Here is a 17,551-nt window from a genome sequence, read left to right as displayed (position 1 = left end):
GGCCTTTTCAAAGGTCGAGCCAGCGCCTGTGTGCGAGCGAGCCACATCGAGCCGCCGGGCCGGCGCGGCGGCGCCCTCGCGCCCTCGTCGCCGTCACGCCCGCGCCCTCGTCGCCGTCACGCCCGCGCCCTCGTTGCCGTCACGCCCGCGTCGCCACGGAGGCCAGGAGGCTCTGCAGCGAGCCCGGATCGATCGGCTTGACAAAGTGCATATCGAAGCCGGCCTCGCGGACCCGGCGCTGGTCGCGCTCCTGGCCATAACCCGTCAGCGCGATCATCAGCGACGGGGCGACGTCCGCGCTCTCCTCCAAGGCCTTCAAGGTCCGCGCCACGCCGCAGCCATCCATCCCGCCGGGGAGGCCGATGTCGCACAGGATGACCTCCGGCCGGAACGAGCGGGCCGCTTCGACCCCCGCGGCCCCCGACAGGGCCACCTCGACCTGATGGCCGTTCATCGCGAGGAGCGCCTGCAGCATCTCGGCGGCGTCCTCGTTGTCCTCGATGATCAGGACGCGCAGCGACCTCACGGCGCCCGCCGACATCGAGTCGGGGCCCGGCGGCGGCCCGGCGCGCTCCGGGGACACCGCGGGCCCGCGCGCGAGCGGCAGGCGGAGGACGATCTCCGTCCCGTGGCCGACGCCCGCGCTCTCGGCCGACGCCGCGCCGCCGTGGAGCTCGACAAGACCCTTTACGAGCGCCAGCCCCAGTCCGAGCCCACCCCGGTTGCGATCCAGGCTGCGCTCGGCCTGGCTGAACGGCTCGAACATGCGCGCCAGCGTCGCCGGCTCCACGCCGATGCCGGTATCGCGGACGCGGATCACGGCGGAGCCGTCCGGCGTCGCCGACAGCGCGACCGTCACCCGACCGCCGGCGTCGGTGAACTTGTTGGCGTTGTGGAGCACGTTGCTGACCGCCTGCGACAGACGCGTGGGATCGCCGGAGACCCAGAGCGGCTCGATCGGCACGTCCAGCCGGAGCTCCAGGCCGCTCGCCTCCAGCGTGCTGCGGTAGTCCTCCGCCGTCTGCCGGAGCAACCGGGGCAGGTCGCAGCGCTCCGCCCTCAGCTGGATCCTCCCGCGCGCCACGCGGGACACGTCGAGGAGGTCGTCCACCAGCCGGGCCATGTGCGCGACCTGCCGCTCGATCACGCCGCACGCCCGCAGGAGCGACGGCTCCTCGATCCCGGTGCTCCGCAGGATCTCCACCGCATTGCGGATGGGCCCGAGCGGATTGCGCAGCTCGTGCGCCAGCATCGCCAGGAAAGCATCTTTGCGCTGGTCCGCTTCCCTCAGCGTCGCCTCCCAGGCGTCGCCGGCCCGCTTCCGCGCGGTGATGTCGTAGGCGATGGTGACAAGGAGCCGCCGGCCCGCCGCGTCCCTCCCCAGCCGAGCGGAGCTGAAGACCCACGTGCGCTCGGCGCCGCTCGCCGTGGTGAGGGTGAGCTCGTTCTCGCCCGAGGCCTCATCCATATCGAACAGGGACGCCACACGGGCGTGGATGGCAGCGCTCCTCGCCCCGAACGCCCTGTCGAGCCACGCCGTGACCGTGGGGATCTGCTCGCGGGTATAGCCGCTGATGTCCGTCCACGCGCCGTTGACGCAGACGACGTGCCCGTCCTCCGCGTAGATCATGATGGGGAACGAGGTCGCCATGATGGCGCGGCGCAGCCCCTGCTCCCGCTCCCGCAGCTGGAGCTCGGCCTCGGCGCGCCGCTGGGCGGTGCTCTCGCGCCCGGTCTCCAGGACGAGCGGCCCGCGCTCCGCCCCTTCCACGAGCCGCAGGCGGCTCTCGACGAGGATCTCCCGGCCGTCGCGGGTCGTGCGACGGATCTCGCCGTCCCAGAGGCCGTCGCGCGCGAGCGCCGCCTCGATCTGCGCGAGCGGCGCCGGCAGGACGGTGCGCAGGAGCTCGTGGCTCGACCGCCCGAGGGCGTCGCGCGCCGGGAAGCCGTAGAGCTGCTCGGCCCCGGCGCCAAAGTACACGACGGCGCTCGCGCCGCCGAGCTCCCACGCGAGGGCCGCCTCGCCGAGCCGATCCAGGAGGGCCGCCTTCAGCTGCAGCTCCCCCGCGGCCCGCCCCCTGTCGCCGCGGCCGTCCTCCGGCGAGGCCGCGTTCGGGACCGGCGAGGGCGCGCAAAGGAGGGGGCGCACCGCCTGGCCAGCCAACCCGCAGCGACGCTCCGACCGCACCGTCAGCGGGCATCTCCGTCGAGCGCGCCGGCTCGAAACCCAGGCCAGATGTCCCCGATGATCACACTCAGCATTTGTCCGCCTCGAGCGCGTGCTGCAAGCGGCGCGAGCGTGAATCGTCACGCGAGATCCGAGGAATACGAGGCGATCTGCGCGTACCTGGCGAGCGCGAGCAGGCGGCGCGCCGGTCGAGCGTCGATCGTTAGCCGCGCCGCTAACCGCGCCGCTAGCCGCGGCCGAACCGCTCCACGAACCGCCGGTGCGCCTCGAGATCGGGGCCCTCGCCGCCGACGAGCTCCTTCTCGCGGTAGCCCGTCGCCACCGACAGCACGTCGATCCGCCGCCCCTCGGCCCTGAACCGCACCCGCCACGACGTCACGGCGAGGCGCATCGCGTCCCCGTCGGCGCGGATCCGGCGGTAGGGGTGCGGCTGCGGGCCGAGCGCGAGCACGCGGTCGACGCGCTCCCGCAGCGCGAAGCCGTGCGCCTCCTCGATCCACGCGGCCTGCTCGGCGGCGCGCGCGCCCCACGCGACCTCGAAGCCGGGCTCGGGGTCGACGGGCGCCCCGCCGCCCGGCTCCTCCGCGAGCGGCGTGAGCCAGCCGGTGCGCGCGTGCGGGTGGGCGTCCGCGTACGGCACGTAGGGCTTGAGATCGAGCACCGGCGTGCCGTCGACCATGTCCACGCCGCCGACGCGCAGGGTGAGCCCGTCCACCGCGAGGAGCCTCACCGCGCTGAGGCCGATGGGGTTCGGGCGGTGCGGCGAGCGCGTCGACAGCACGCCGCGCCGCTTGCCGGCGCTCCGCGGGGGCAGCACCTTCGGGCGCCAGCCCTCGTTGAGGTGGAACCAGAAGACCACCCAGAGGTAGTCCCACCCCTCGATGTCCGAGAGCGCGTGCTCCAGGCCGAGGCCCGGCACGAGCTCGATGGTCCCCTCCGCGCCGCCCGCGGCGTGGGGCTGCCGCGGCGCGCTCACCTTGTCGGAGAACGGCGTGCGCACCACGCCGATGGGCGTGAACGTGACGGGCTTCAGCATCGCGCCCCGGAGGCGTCGGGCACCTCGACGATCAGGACCGACGGCCCCTCGAGCTCCACCCAGCCGCGCTCGATCGGGGGCCGCCGCGCCGCGCCGCCGAACCGCGGCTCCTCGCTGAACGCGAGCGCCCGCGCCTCCGGGCGGCCGAGGTCGAGCGAGAGCGCGCCCCGGAGCGCGCAGAGCGCGATCACCGCGGCCCCGCCGCCGCGGCGCTCGATGCAGATCGCGTCCGGCGAGAGCGCGTCGGCCGAGAAGGCGCCGCGCGCGCGGCTCTGCAGCGCGGGGTGCGAGGCGCGGAGGCGGAGGAGCTCGCGGTACCACGCGAGCACGCCGGCGTGCTCGGGCCGCTGCCGCTCGGCGAAGTCGAGCTTCGAGCGCTGGAACGTCCGCGGATCCTGCGGATCCGGCACCTCCGCGCCCGCGAACGCCGCGAAGTACTGGAACTCGCGCCGGCGGCCCTCGGTCACGAGCCGGCCGAGCTCGGCCTCGTGATCGGTGAAGTACTGGAACGGCGTCCGCGCGTTCCACTCCTGGCCCATGAACAGGAGCGGCGTGTACGGCGTGAGCAGGAGCAGCGCCGACATCGTCCGGAAGGCCGCCGGGCTCACCTTGTCCCCGAGCCGATCGCCGACGGCGCGGTTGCCGATCTGATCGTGGTTCTGGATGCAGTGGACGAAGCGCGGCGGCGGCACCGGATCCGCGGGCGTGCCCCGCGGCTTGCCCGCGTGCTTCGAGATCTGCCCCTCGTAGAGCCACCCCTTGCGGATCGTCGCCGCGATGTCCTCCGCGGTGCCCGTGTGATCCTCGAAGTAGCCGTCGCGATCCCCGGCGAACAGGACGCGCAGCTCGTGGTGGAAGTCGTCGGACCACACCGCGTCGAGGCCGTACCCGCCCTGCTCGACGGGCGTCACGAGGCGCGCGTCGTTGTGGCTGTCCTCGGCGATCACGAGGACGCGCCGCCCCTCGCCGGCCGCCCGCGCGCGCTCGCCGATCTCCCGGAGGATGTGGGGATCGGAGTCGTCGACGATCGCGTGGGTCGCGTCGAGGCGGAGGCCGTCGATGTGGAAGTCGCGGATCCACATCTCGACGTTCTCGAGGACGAGCGCGCGGACCTGCTCGGCGCCCGCGCCGTCGTAGTTCACCGCGTCGCCCCAGGGCGTCTTGTGCCGATCGGTGAAGTAGCGCCCCGCGTAGGCGCGAAGGTAGTTCCCGTCGGGGCCGAAGTGGTTGTAGACGCAGTCGAGGATGACGCCGACCCCCGCGGCGTGGGCCGCGTCGACAAGGCGGCGCAGGCCCGCCGGGCCGCCGTAGGCCGCGAGCGGCGCGAAGAGGTCGACCCCGTCGTACCCCCACCCGCGCTCGCCCGGGAAGCTCGCGACCGGCATGAGCTCGATCGCCGTGATCCCGAGCTCCCGGAGCTCGGCGAGCCGCCCGATGAGCGCGTCGAACGTGCCCTCCGGGGTCGCCGCGCCGACGTGGACCTCGTAGAGGACGAGATCCTCGAGCGCGACGCCCCGCCACCCCGCGTCGGTCCACGCGAACGAGGGGTCAAAGACCGCCGACGGGCCGTGGACCCCGAGCGGCTGCGCGCGGGAGTACGGGTCCGGGAACGGGCCCTCGCCGTCGATCCGCACCTTGTAGAGCGCGCCGGCCTCGAGGCCCGGCGCCGTCGCCTCGAAGTAGCCGTCGCCGGTCGGGGCCGCAGGCAGCACGCCCGTGACCTCCTGGCCGTCGGCCCCGTAGGTGACGATCTCGATCCGATCGTGGTCGGGCGCCCAGACGCGGAAGCGGACCGCGCCCCCCTCGAGCCACGCGCCCATCGTGCGCATCGCCTTCATGTCACTGGCCTCGCTGCGCCGCCCGCAGGAGCAGAGCGACGGGGAAATCGGAGAGCACGCGGTCGAGCGGGAGCGACGCGCCTTCGCCCCGCTCGTGCGGCGCGTCCGAGCCGCGCGGCGGAGCGGCGGACGGCGACGCCTCGATCTCGGCGCCGGTGAAGAGATCCGTGTAGAGGCCGGGCTCCACGTCGACCGCGGTGCCGGCCCACGCCGCGCCGATCGGCGGGGAGCAGGCGCCGCCGAGCAGCCGCGCGCTGAACCGGGGCGCGACGACGACGATCGAGCGCCCGTCCGGCGCGCGGCGTGCGAAGGAGACGACGTGGGCCTCGCGCTCGCCGATCACGGCGCGCGGCACATAGTCCCCGTCGGCCCCGAAGAGCGCCGGGTGGCGCCGGCGCAGCTCGAGCGCGACGTGCGTGACGAACAGCTTGACGCGGCCGTCGCGCGCCTCGGCGCAGAGCTCGCGCGCGAGCGCGCGGCCCCCGCCGCGGGGCCGCCAGCGCGCGCGGATCTCCGCGAGCGCCCGCTCGCGCACGGCGTAGTCGACAGGGCGGCGGTTGTCCGGGTCGACGAGGCTGAAGTCCCACACCTCGTTGCCCTGGTAGATATCGGGCACGCCCGGCGAGGTGAGCTTCAGGAGCGTCTGCGAGAGCGAGCCCCACATGCCGTGGTACGCGACAACGCGCGCGAGCGGCAGGAGCGCGCCCACGACCTCCGCGGACGAGAGCGCCTTGCGGACGAACGCCTCGACGGCGGCGTCGTACTCGGGCTGTGCGTCGATCCAGGACGTGTTGACCTTCGCCTCCTTCGTGGCCTTGCGCATGTAGTCCACGAGGCGGTCGGCGTACGCCGAGAGGGCGTCGCCCTCGGGCGCGCGCGGGTCGTCGGCGGCGCCGAGCAGCGGCTCGATCGGCAGGCTGCCGAGGAGGGTCTGGTAGAAGAGGTACTCCTCGTTGCTGTCCGGCGCGAGGCGGCCCTCGATCTCGGCCTTGAGCGGCGCGGCGGCGGCGGCGGCGCGGTGGAGCGCCTCCTCCCAGGCCGACGACAGCTCCGAGAGCACGCTGATGCGCGCCCGCACGTCCTCGCTCCGCTTCGTGTCGTGCGTCGACGTCGCGAGCATCGAGTACGGCCACGCCCTGTGCCGCTGCACGTTGCCGCGGTGGAACGCGAGGACGCTCGATCCGTAGCGCTCGGGCTCGCCCCCGACCTCGTTCAGCGATACGAGCCGGTTGTAGATGTAGAACGACGTGTCCTCGAGCCCCTTGGCCATCACCGGCCCGGTGAGCTGCTGGAACTTCATCACGAAGTCGCAGAAGAGGTGCCGGTCCTCCTCGGGGAAGAGATCCGTGCCGTCGAGCATGAGGACCGAGCGCACGAACGTGAAGATGGATCCCTCCATCGTCGGGTTCTGCCGGCGCGCGAGGGCGACGGCGCGGCCGATGGCGACGCGGTCGTGATCGGAGATCGCCGGCGTCCGGTCGTTGATGTAGGTGCGGTAGACCGGGAAGCACGCGATGACCTCGCGCAGCGCCTCGTTGAGCGAGCCCAGGGTGAAGTCGCGGAAGCGGCGGTCGCGCTCGGTGAGCCGGTTCAGGGCGTGGGTGAGCACGTTGAGCTCGCTCGCCAGGGCCGTCCGGAGGATCACCTTCTTCTTCTCGTAGACGAGCGCCTCGAACGGCACGTGCTCGTCGATGAACCGCTCGTAGATCGCGGTCATCTGCGCCTCGCTCGAGGCGTCGACGAAGAGCTCGCCCACCAGCGCGGTGAAGTCGTAGCCGCTCGTCCCGTGGACGGGCCAGGCCTCGGGCAGCGTCTCGCCGCGCGCGAGGATCTTCTCGACGACGACGTAGAGCGGCGTGTTCAGCGAGCCGCGCGCGCCGCGCTCCGAGAGGGCCGCGCGGAGGGCCGGCTCCAGCCGGGCGAAGCGGGCTTCGGGGCGGCGGCGCGGGTCGAGGAGGCTCTTCTGCTCGGGCTCGTCCGAGGCCTCGGCGAGGAAGCGGCGCCGGCAGCGCTCGATCAGGTAGCCCTGCTGCAGCTCCTCGAAGTAGCCGATCGGGTCCCAGAGGCCGTCGGGGTGGTCGATGCGCAGCCCCGTGACCTGACCCCGCTCGCAGAGCTCGAAGACGAGGCGGTGCGCCTCGGCGAACACCGGCCGGTGCTCCATCCGGATCGCGGCGAGGTCGTTGATGTCGAAGAACCGGCGGTAGTTGATCTCCTCGGCGGCGGTGCGCCAGAAGCTGAGGCGGTAGGCCTGCTCCTCGAGCAGCGCCTCGATCGGGTCGAAGCTCCGCGGATCGCCCGGCTTGCCGTTGATGCGCAGGACGCCCTCGGCCACCGCCGCCGCGACGTCGGGCGAGTCCGCGACGAGCGACGCGAGCCGCCGCCTGAGGATCTCCTTCTCCCGGCGCCGCTCGATCACCTTGGCCCGCTGCGTCTCGGTCCGCGGCGGCATGTTGCGGAGCCCGGTCAGGATGCTCTGCAGCTCGAGGAGCGCGTCGTGCTCCTCGCCGAGCGCGGCGACGAGCCCGGGCACGAGCGGCCCGATGATCATGCCGTACGTCCGCGGGTTCACCGGGAAGACGTGATCGAAGTACCGGAGGACGAACGCGCCGCTGTCGAACTCGATCTTGAGCTCGCCGCGCTCGAGCACGCGCCCGAAGTGGTCGCCGAGCACGGGGAGCAGCACCTTGTGCTTGAGCTCCGTCTTGAGCGGCGCCCAGTCGATGTCGAAGAACGGCGCGTAGAGCGAGCTCGGGCCGTTCTGGAGGACGTCGTTCCACCAGGCGTTGTCGGAGGTGCCGACGCCCATGTGGTTGGGGACGAAGTCGAGCAGGAGGCCCATGCCGTGCGCCGCGAGCTCGCCGGTGAGCCGGTCGAGGTCGGCGCGCTCGCCGATCTCCGGGTTGAGCGCGTTGTGGTCGACGAGGTCGTAGCCGTGCATGCTCTCTGGCCGCGCCTTGAAGAACGGCGACGAGTAGAGATCGCTGACGCCGAGGGCGTCGAGGTAGACGACGACCTGGCGCGCCTGCTCGAAGGTAAAGTCCTTGTTGAGCTGCACGCGGTAGGTGGCGCGCGGCAGGCGAGGCGCCACGCCCTCGCACGCCGCGTCGGCGAGCCGCGCGGCGTTCGCCTGCAGGCCAGCGCCCTCCACATGGCCGCTCGTCTGCTGATCGTCCGACGTTCCGGTCATCCCTCGGTTGCCTCCGGCGGCAGAATCTACTGCGAACGAAGCGATGAGCACCCGCGGATCGGCGCAGCTCGCGCGGCTCCTGTCGTTTCGGCGTGCGGCACGAAGGAATGGCCTGATGCGCCTAGGGGGAACGCAGCAGCGCTGGCATCGGGCATAGAGGGGTGACGGGCTCAGCCGCTGTCGGGCGCGCGCCAGGCTCAGCCGTCGTCGAAGGAGTCGCCGTCAGCGCGCTGCGCTTCCCAGGGGAACGCGGAACCCCCTCATCGCCGCCGTTCTCCTTTGCTGTTCCACCCCTTCGTGCATGGCCGCACCGATACCCGACTAGCAAGCGTCGTTCAGGCGGCCGACTGCATGTTTCCGGAGCCGCGCCCCGCGAACATCACGGCGCGCGCATTCCTGCTCCGGTGTTCGTTTGCACCGCCCGCGCGCGCTCGTCGCGTGTCCCCTGGAGCCCGCCGTCGAGATGGCTCGGCCGGCGCATGCGCGGCGGCGCGCGGCCGGAGGCGCGCGCTCGGGAAACGATATGTTGCCAAATGCCCGTACTCGCGGGCGGAGTGAGACAACAACCGTTTCCGTCATGAAGAATCAGGAGAGGTATTGATGACCAGCTCGTGGAGATTCGTCGCGCACTCGGAGGCGCGGCGCAGGGCGCTCGGGTTCGCCAAACAGGCAGCGTCCGCAGACTGCTCGGTCCTGATCGTCGGGCCGACCGGAGCGGGGAAAGACATCCTCGCGCGCGACATCCATCAGCACAGCAAGCGTTCGAAGCACCGACTCATCACCATCAACTGCGCGGCCCTCACGCAAACGCTGTTCGAGAGCGAGCTGTTCGGCCACGCGCGCGGCGCGTACACGGGGGCGACCGTATCGAAGCGCGGCGTCGTGGAGCTCGCGTCCGGAGGCAGCCTGTTCCTCGACGAGATCGGTGAGCTGCCGGCGGAGGCGCAGGCGAAGCTGCTCCGCTTCCTCGCGGACGGCTCGTTCTGGCCCGTGGGCGGCAGCGAGGAGAAGAGCGTCGACGTCCGCGTCCTCGCCGCCACGAACCGGGACCTCGCCGCCGGTCTCGACAAGACGTTTCGAGCCGACCTGTTCTTCCGGCTCAGCGTGCTCACCATCGTCGTGCCGCCGCCCAGCCGGGAGGACCTGCGCAGCCTCTCGAGGGTCCTCGCCCTGGAGCTCGGCGAGCGCTACCGCACGCTCCTGCCCGCGCGCGAGGTGAGCGCCATCGGCGAGCTCGCGAGCTGCGGAGTGTACAGGGGCAACGTCCGCGAGCTCCGCAACGCCGTCGAGCGGTACTTCCTCGTGCGAGACCCGGAGCGCACCGTCGAGCAAAACTGGCGGGCCGGGTGCGCGCTCGACCTCCTGGCCCAGCAAGGCGCGCCCCCACACGACGACGCTGCGGCGATATCCCAGGTACACCCACAAGAGGTCGAGAAGCTCTACGACCTCCTGTTCCTGACGTGGGCCAGGGAGACGAGGAACGCGCGCGAGCTGTCGCGGCGAATCGATCGCTCGTTGCCGTACGTTTACAGCCGCCTCGCGAAGCTCGGTATCAAGCCGAAGGACCTCCAGAGCACCGAGATCCTCGAGCGCGCGTCGGCGAGGATCCGCGCCGCGCTCGCCCCCCATCGCTCCACATTTCTCCAGCTTCTTAAAGAATCTTAACAAAACGGTTCACCCCCTCCCGAGGGCGCCGCCGGAACCGTCGCGTCGTTCGATGGAACGACCCTTGCGAAACGGCCGAGACGGAACCCGGGAGGGCGGTGGACGTCCCGACCGAGAAGGATGGAGGAGCGCATGCTGACTCTGGGCCTCGCAGGAGGCTTGGATCCCGTCTACGACTGCCGCTACGACTCGCCGCAGTTCTTCACGTACGACGCGGCGGCCGTGCTGGTCGAGGACGGGCAGGTGGTGGCCGCCATCGAGGAAGAGCGGCTGAACCGCGTCCGGCGGACGAACAAGTTCCCGTTCGACGCGCTGCGCGCCTGCCTGAGACAGCGAGGCGTCGCGCTCTCGGACGTGGACCGGATCGCCTATTATTCAGGCGAGGAGACGGCCAATCTGCTCGTCGGGCGCCTGCGCGCGGCGTTCCCGGAGCTCGCCGGCGTGCCGGACGCGCGCGGGCTGCTGCACGCGGCCATCCAGCGGGAGATGAGGTGCGCGATCGATCCGGCGCGGCTCGTCTTCGTGCCGCACATGATGACGCACGCGGTGAGCGCCATCGCGGTGTCGGGCTTCGATCAGGCGCTCGTCTACGTCATCGACAACGAGGGCGGGGTCCTCGCCGGGACGTCGGCGAGCGGGAGCCGGTCGTGCCTCACGTCGCTCGCGGCCTTCTCACCGCAGAGGTCGCTCGGCGAGCTGTGCCATCGCACGATCCGCGCGCTCGGATACAGCCCGTTCGAGGAGGCCGAGGCGATGGAGCTCGCCCCGCAAGGCGACCCCGCCGCGCTCCGCGGCGCGATGCGCGAGGTGTACAGGCTGCTGCCGGACGGCGACTACGATCTCGCCTTCCAGAACCTCGCGGCCGTGCTCTCGAGGGCGCCGGGCAGGCTGCGCGGCGATCCGGTGGAGCAGGCGCACAAGGACGTGATCGCCGCGCTGGAAGAGGCGATCTCCGAGATCGTGCTCCACGTGCTGCGCCACCACCGCACGAAGAGCGGGCTCCGGCGGCTGTGCCTGGCCGGCGGGGGGGCGCAGATCTGCGCCGTCAACTCGCGCGTCCTCGCGAGCGGCCTGTTCGACGAGGTGTTCGTGCAGCCCGCGGCGCACGACGCGGGCTGCGCCCTCGGGGCCGCGCTCTTCGCGAGCGACGCGCCGCCGCGCCGCGCCCCGCTCGACCACGTGGCCTGGGGCACGGACATCGGCAACGCGGACGCGGTGCTCCCGGCGCTCAGGCGCTGGGGCGCGCTCGTGACGGCCGAGCGCCCGGCCGATCCGGCCCGCGAGGCCGCGGAGCTGATCGCCGGGGGCGCCGCCGTGGGCTGGGCGAACGGCCGCTCGGAGATGGGGCTCGTGGCGCTCGGGCGCCGCGCGATCGTCGCCGATCCGCGGGACGAGCGGCGGCGGGAGGCGCTGAACGAGCTGAAGCGGCGCGCGCCGCACAGGCCGCTGTCGGTCGCGATGCTCGCCGAGGACGCGGCCGAGTGCCTGATGCTGCCGTGCCCGGCCGAGCAGCTGCGCTGGAAGAGCTTCGCCCTCCGCGTGAGGCGCGAGCGCCGCGCGGCGCTCGCCGCGGCGCTGCACGCGGACGGCACGGTCCGCGCGCAGGTGGTGCTGAAGGAGGCGGATCCCCGGCTGTTCGCGCTGCTCTGCGCGTTCAAGGAGATCTCCGGGGTCGGGGCGCTGCTCGCGACGTCGCTCGATCACGGGGCGGAGCCGCCCGCCGAGACCGTCGACGACGTTGTCGCGCTGCTCGTCACGAGCCGCCTCGAGGCCGCCTTCGTGGACGACGTGCTCGTCCGCGGGAAGGGCCCTTCGCTGGAGGCCAGGCTCGGCATGATCGTGGAGATCCCGCGCTCGACCCAGGTGTGCCGCACGCGCGGGTGGCTCGACGGCGCGCGCATCGGCGACGCGTGGGAGCTGCGGACGAGCTACGACCGCGGGATCCGCCGGAAGATCTCGCGCCCCGCGTACGAGGCGCTGGTCAAGGCCGACGGGAGCCGGCCGCTGTCGTCGCTGCTCGACGGCGCGGGGGCCGAGGTCGCGGGCGAGCTCTGGGCCCTCTGGACAGAGCGGCTCGTCCGGCTCGCGCCGGCCGAGCGCGGGTGAAGAGCGGGCGCCGAAGCCAGATGCGCGTGAAGGGCGCGCCGGCCTGACGGACGTGCAGTGAGCGCGCCGGCCGGACGCACAGGGAAGAGACGACGCGGGCCTGCGTGGCCGCGGGGCTCGGGACACGACGGGTGCAAGGAGAAGAGCGCTGTGAGCTCGGATGACATGACCATGAGCGCTGGACGCAAGGCGCGCCCCAGGATCGACCTCGATCGGCAGACGCAGCTCGCGGCAGAAGCGCTGAAGAAGGCGCTCGCGGACCGGGATCTGCCAGCCTTCTACCGGGTGTTCCGGTCGACGGATCTGCCCTTCTTGGGGCGCATCTATGAGGGAGACGCAGCAGGCCTGTTCCGCGCGTGCGCGCACGTGCTGCACCGGCTCGGGGGGATCTCCCCTGCTGTAGCGCTCGCGGTGGAGAACCATTTCTACGTGACCTCCGCGATAGCCACCTTCCCCATCGCGGACGACGCGCGGCTCGACGCGCGGCGGCGCGCGCTGCTCTCGGAGGTCGTCGAGGGGCGCCGGCTCGTGGCCAACACGAACTCGCGGGTCCACTCGGACCGCGTGAACGCGGTGGGGACGCGGGCGCGAAAGGTGCCCGGAGGCCACGTGGTGAGCGGCGCCGCGTCGTACACGTCCCTCGCGACCGAGGGAGATCTCCTGATCTTCACGACGGCGCTGGAGGAGGGTTTCCCCGCGGTCTTCATGGTGCGGCCGCGGGGCAACCCGGCCGTCGAGATAGGCCCGTACCTGTTCCCGGACGCGATGCTCGACTCCGATACACGCCGGATCGTGTTTCACGATCTCTTCGTGCCGGAGGAGGACCTCCTGCTCGGCGGCCCCGGGCCGGAGGTGGTGCAGCTCCTCCTGTTCGAGATGGTGTGGCACCAGGTGCTGATTCCATCGCTGTACCTCGGCGCCGCGGCGCAGGCGATCGACGAGTCGCGCCGGTTCCTCCGCGCGGTGCGCGGCCGGGACGGGGCGCCGCTCGCCGAGCTGGACGGCATGGTCGTGGATATCGGCCGCCTCGTGATCCGCTACCGCGCCGCGTGCGCGGCGGTCCGCGAGGCGGGCGAGGCGATGGGCACGATCGCCTCCGCGAGGGACCGCGCCGAGCGGCTGCCGCGGCTCTACGAGCTCGCCGGGGCCGCGAAGTACACGGGGACACGGTGCGCCGAGGAGACCGTCGCGGCGGCGCGCGGCATCGTCGGCGCGCGCGCGTACGCGGGGGACGGCGCCCTGGAGCGCCTGTGCAAGGAGGTCGTCTTCGGCCCGCTCGGGCCGGAGGTGAACGCCGTCATCGAGCGCGCCCACGGGCGACGAGCGCTCGGAGAGGGCGAGTTCGACGGCGCGGCGTCGTCGCCGTGGCTCGATGGCGCGATGAGCGCGAGCGGCAAGGAGGAGACATGCTGACGCTGGGCCTCTCCGGCGGGTTGAGCTTCGCCCACGAGGAGATGTACGACATCCCGAAGAGCTTCACGCACGACGGTGCGGCCGTGCTCGTCGACAGCGGGGAGGTCATCGCGGGGATCGAGGAGGAGCGGCTCAACCGCATCAAGCACTCCAACAAGTTCCCCATCGAGGCGATCCGCTTCTGCCTCGCCCGGGGCGGCGTCGACATCGATCGTGTGGACCGGATCGCGTTCTACGCGAGCGAGGAGTACTGCAATGCGCTCCTCGGGCGGGTGCGGCTCCTGACCGGGGGCGCGCTGCCGCGGATCGACGCGCGCACGCTGCTCGCGGCGAAGCTCGGCCAGGGCCTGGGGCGCCCGATCGACCGCGACAAGATCGTGTTCGTGCCGCACCACCAGGCGCACGCGGCGAGCACGTACCTGCTGTCGGGGTACGACGACAGCCTGATCGTGGCGATCGACGGGTCGGGAGACTTCCTGTCAGGCCTCGTGGCCGTGGGCTCGGGCGACAGGATCGACGTGCTGAAGACGATCCCGGAGTCGAAGTCGCTCGGGAACTTCTATGTCTCCGTCATCGCGCTCCTCGGATACGGGGTGTTCGACGAGTACAAGGTGATGGGGCTCGCGCCCTACGGCGATCCGGCGAGGTACCGCGCGCTGATGAGCTCGCTCTACACGCTCTTGCCGGACGGAGATTACGAGATCCACCGCGACCGCGTGGGCGCGCTGGCGCAGGCGATCGAGGTGCGCAGGAAGGGCGGGCCCTTCACCCAGCAGCACCGCGACGTCGCGGCGTCGCTGCAGGAGGCGCTGGAGGCGCTCGCGCTGCACGTGATCCGCCACGAGCGCGAGGCCACGGGCAAGACGCGGCTCTGCCTGGCGGGCGGGGTCGCGCACAACTGCACGATGAACGGGAAGATCCTCTATTCGGGGATGTTCGAGCGCGTCTTCGTGCAGCCGGCGGCGCACGACGCGGGCTGCGCGCTCGGGGCGGCGCTGCACACGACGCTCGCCGCGGGAGCGCTGAAGTCGCGGCGGCGGATCGAGCACGTGTTCTGGGGCAGGGACGTGGGCGGCGAGGCCGAGATCGAGCGCGAGCTCTCGGGGTGGTCCCGCTTCCTCCGCCACGAGCGCGCCGAGGATCTGCCGGGGCGCGTCGCCGAGGTGATCGCCGCCGGGGCCGCCGTCGGCTGGGCGCAGGGAGGATCGGAGTTCGGGCCGCGGGCGCTCGGGCACAGGAGCATCCTGGCCGACCCGAGGCCGGCCGCGAACAAGGACCTCGTGAACGCGATGGTCAAGAAGCGCGAGGCCTACCGGCCGTTCGCGCCGGCCGTCCTCGCGGAGGACGCGCGCGAGTTCTTCGAGCTCCCGCCCGGTGAAGACGAGTTCCCGTTCATGATCTTCGTGCTGAAGGTCCGAGAGGACAAGCGGAGCGTCCTCGGGGCGACGACGCACGTGGACGGCACGGCCCGCGTCCAGACGGTGGCGCGGGGCTCGAACCCGCATTTCTGGGGCGTCCTCAAGGCGTTCAAGGACAGGACGGGCGTGCCGGTGCTGCTCAACACCTCGTTCAACAACAACGTGGAGCCGATCGTCGACTCCGCGCACGACGTGGTAACGAGCTTCCTGACCACCGGGCTCAACTACCTCGCGATCGGCGGCTTCTTCGTGGAGAAGCGCGCGTGGACGTGGGAGGACGTGGCGACGCTCGCGGTCGACATCCCGAGGCACGTCCGCGTGGACCAGATCCGCCGCTTCGTCGCGATGGATCGCGCGGCCACCGCCTTCGAGCTGCGGAACACGTACGACGCCGGCGTGCGGGTGAGCGTGTCGGCCGACCTGGGCGAGGCGCTGATGCGCGCGGACGGGGCGCGCTCCCTGGCCGAGCTGCTCGCGGACGCCGGCGTGGACGAGCCCGCGCGCGCGCAGAAGGCTGCCCAGGAGCTCGAGGGGCTCTGGGCGGAGCGGCTCGTCTCCCTGCGCCCGCGAGGAGCGTAGAGCGAGAGCGCCTGTCCGTCGTCTCGTGATGAGCCTTTGGCGCGAGCGCCCTCGTCCGCTCGCACGTCGCCTGTCCGCTGTCTTGAGGTGGTGAAGCTTGCATGCTTAAACAAGAGCAACTCCTGGCGCGGGCGGCCACGCTCGTCAGCATGCTCCGTGAGACGCCGGTCGTGAAGCTCGATCACGAGCGGCTCGATCTCTCCGTGAAGCTCGAGTACTGCAACGCGGTCGGGAGCATCAAGGACCGCCCCGCGCTCTGGATCCTGAAGACGGCGATCGAGCGCGGCGAGGTCGACCCGCGGACGACGATCGTGGAGTCGTCGTCAGGCAACTTCGCGATCGCGCTCGCCGCGTACGCTCAGCTCCTCGGGCTCGACTACATCCCCGTGATCGATCCCCACATCTCCGCGGTGAACGAGCACGTGCTCCGCTCGCTCTGCGCGAAGGTCGTGAAGGTGGAGGAGCCCGATGACACGGGCGGATTCCTGAAGACGCGGCTCGCCCGGGTGCAGTCGCTCTGCGCCGCGCTCCCCAGCTCTTACTGGCCCAACCAGTACAAGAACCCTGACGGGATGATGGCCCATTTCCACACGACGGGGCGGGAGATCTGCGAGGCGTTCACGGCCCTCGATTTCGTGTTCGTCGCCGTGAGCTCGGCGGGGACGATCGCGGGGCTCTCGCGGCGCCTGAAGGAGCACTTCCAGGGCGTGAAGATCGTCGCGGTGGACGCCGAGGGCTCGGTCATCTTCGGCGGCCCGCCGCGGCCGCGGCGCATCCCTGGTATCGGCGCGGGGGTCGTCCCGGATCTGCTTCGCGAGGCGCTGATCGACGATGTGGTGATCGTGCCCGAGGTCGAGTCGATCGCCGCGTGCCGGACCCTCCTCGACCGCCACAAGCTGCTCGTCGGCGGCTCGACGGGGACGGTCTACGCCGCGATCCAGCGCTATTTCAGCAGGGCGACCGGCCTCGTGAGGCCGAAGGTCCTGTTCCTCTGCGCGGACCGCGGCGTGCCTTATCTGGACACTGTTTACAACCCTGCTTGGGCGTCGCGTTACGCCGAGGGATGAGCGATGCGCTTTGGTGTGGTATCTGGCAATGTCATCCGCCGCCTCATCGAGGAGAGCCCCGAGGAGTGCGTCAAGGCGGTCGAGGACGTGTACCTCGCAGGCCACCGGGGAGAGGTGGTCTGTCCCAACAGCTATTTCCTCCGCTTCCCCGACCGACCGGACGCGCGGATCATCGCGCTTCCGGCCCACCTCGGCGGTGGTGAGCCCGTGTCTGGGATCAAGTGGATCGCCAGCTATCCGGCGAACATCCGGCGAGGCATCCCCCGGGCGTCGGCGGTGATCGTCCTCAACCGGGCGGACAACGGCTATCCGTTCGCGTGCCTCGAGGGCTCGATCATCTCGGCGGCGCGCACCGCAGCGTCGGCGGTCTCGGCCGCCGCGGCGCTCTCCGGGGGGCGGCGCGCGGGCACGCTCGGCATCGTCGGGACGGGGCTCATCGCGCGGTACGTGGTGTCCTTCCTGTCGCGCCTCGGCTGGGAGATCCCCGAGGTGCTCCTGTTCGACACGAACCCCGCGGAGCCGGAGCGGTTCCGCGAGGCCGCCTTCGCGCCGGAGCGGCGCCGCGACGTGCAGGTGGCAAAGGACCTGGAGTCGGTGGTGCGGCGGAGCGATCTCCTCGTCTTCACGACCTCGGCCGCCACGCCGCACGTCCACGATCCGGGCTGGTTCTCGCACGCGCCGGTGGTGCTGCACCTGTCGCTGCGCGACCTGTCGCCGCGCATCGTCCTCTCCTCGTTCAACGTGGTGGACAGCGTGGAACACGTGATGAGCGCCGGGACGTCGCTGCACCTCGCAGAGCAGGAGTCCGGCGGGCGCGAGTTCGTGACGGGGACGCTCGCCGAGGTGCTCCTCGGGCAGCGCGCGGCGCCGCGGACGAAGCCGATCGTGTTCTCGCCGTTCGGCATGGGGACGCTCGACCTCGCCGTGGCGAGGTGGGCTTACGCGCGCGCCGAGGCGGCGGGCGACGTGGTGTGGATCGACGACTTCTTCGACATGACGCGCTGACGCCGGGCGGGCTTCGCAGAGCGCGACAGGGCGCTGGAGAGATTCG

At 71.9% G+C, this 17,551-nt stretch carries 10 protein-coding genes; 6 read left to right on the top strand and 4 right to left on the bottom strand.

What is annotated here, in order from left to right:
- Positions 1 to 139 precede the first annotated feature (139 nt).
- The 4 genes from WME95_RS13495 to treY form a co-directional block, all read right to left on the bottom strand.
- The gene (locus WME95_RS13495; protein ID WP_437908810.1) at positions 140 to 2,149 is read right to left on the bottom strand and encodes a hybrid sensor histidine kinase/response regulator; all 2,010 of its coding nucleotides are present in this window, start codon (positions 2,147 to 2,149) and stop codon (positions 140 to 142) included.
- A 265-nt stretch (positions 2,150 to 2,414) separates the two neighbouring features.
- Complete coding sequence (tsaA, locus tag WME95_RS13490) at positions 2,415 to 3,224, bottom strand: tRNA (N6-threonylcarbamoyladenosine(37)-N6)-methyltransferase TrmO (RefSeq protein ID WP_437908809.1); 810 nt, start codon at positions 3,222 to 3,224, stop codon at positions 2,415 to 2,417.
- Positions 3,218 to 5,062, bottom strand: a complete 1,845-nt coding sequence (gene treZ, locus WME95_RS13485; protein WP_437908808.1) for a malto-oligosyltrehalose trehalohydrolase — start codon at positions 5,060 to 5,062, stop codon at positions 3,218 to 3,220. Before treZ ends, tsaA begins: the two co-directional genes overlap by 7 nt.
- A gap of 1 nt (position 5,063) precedes the next feature.
- Positions 5,064 to 8,252 carry a malto-oligosyltrehalose synthase gene (treY, locus tag WME95_RS13480; RefSeq protein ID WP_437908806.1) on the bottom strand — a complete coding sequence of 1,063 codons (3,189 nt, stop codon included), beginning with the start codon at positions 8,250 to 8,252 and terminating at the stop codon, positions 5,064 to 5,066.
- A 600-nt stretch (positions 8,253 to 8,852) separates the two neighbouring features.
- On the opposite strand from treY, the gene WME95_RS13475 reads away from it, so the two are divergent.
- From WME95_RS13475 to sbnB, 6 genes are all read left to right on the top strand, one after another.
- Positions 8,853 to 9,917, top strand: coding sequence for a sigma 54-interacting transcriptional regulator (locus WME95_RS13475; RefSeq protein WP_437908805.1), 1,065 nt, complete (start codon positions 8,853 to 8,855; stop codon positions 9,915 to 9,917).
- A gap of 132 nt (positions 9,918 to 10,049) precedes the next feature.
- A complete protein-coding gene (locus WME95_RS13470; protein WP_437908803.1) occupies positions 10,050 to 12,023 on the top strand; it encodes a carbamoyltransferase C-terminal domain-containing protein in 1,974 nt (657 codons plus the stop codon).
- A gap of 171 nt (positions 12,024 to 12,194) precedes the next feature.
- The gene (locus WME95_RS13465) at positions 12,195 to 13,436 is read left to right on the top strand and encodes an acyl-CoA dehydrogenase family protein (protein WP_437908802.1); all 1,242 of its coding nucleotides are present in this window, start codon (positions 12,195 to 12,197) and stop codon (positions 13,434 to 13,436) included.
- Positions 13,430 to 15,433, top strand: coding sequence for a carbamoyltransferase family protein (locus WME95_RS13460; RefSeq protein ID WP_437908801.1), 2,004 nt, complete (start codon positions 13,430 to 13,432; stop codon positions 15,431 to 15,433). Before WME95_RS13465 ends, WME95_RS13460 begins: the two co-directional genes overlap by 7 nt.
- Positions 15,434 to 15,534: 101 nt before the next feature.
- Positions 15,535 to 16,500 carry a 2,3-diaminopropionate biosynthesis protein SbnA gene (gene sbnA / locus WME95_RS13455; protein ID WP_437908799.1) on the top strand — a complete coding sequence of 322 codons (966 nt, stop codon included), beginning with the start codon at positions 15,535 to 15,537 and terminating at the stop codon, positions 16,498 to 16,500.
- 15 nt (positions 16,501 to 16,515) lie between these two features.
- Complete coding sequence (sbnB, locus tag WME95_RS13450) at positions 16,516 to 17,505, top strand: 2,3-diaminopropionate biosynthesis protein SbnB (protein ID WP_437908797.1); 990 nt, start codon at positions 16,516 to 16,518, stop codon at positions 17,503 to 17,505.
- Positions 17,506 to 17,551 lie beyond the last annotated feature (46 nt).

The organism is Sorangium sp. So ce327, assembly GCF_051530205.1.
Taxonomy (GTDB): Bacteria; Myxococcota_A; Polyangia; order Polyangiales; family Polyangiaceae; genus Sorangium; species Sorangium cellulosum_B.
Note: the sequence above shows the minus strand (reverse complement) of the source record. Positions and strands in the feature narration are given on the sequence as shown.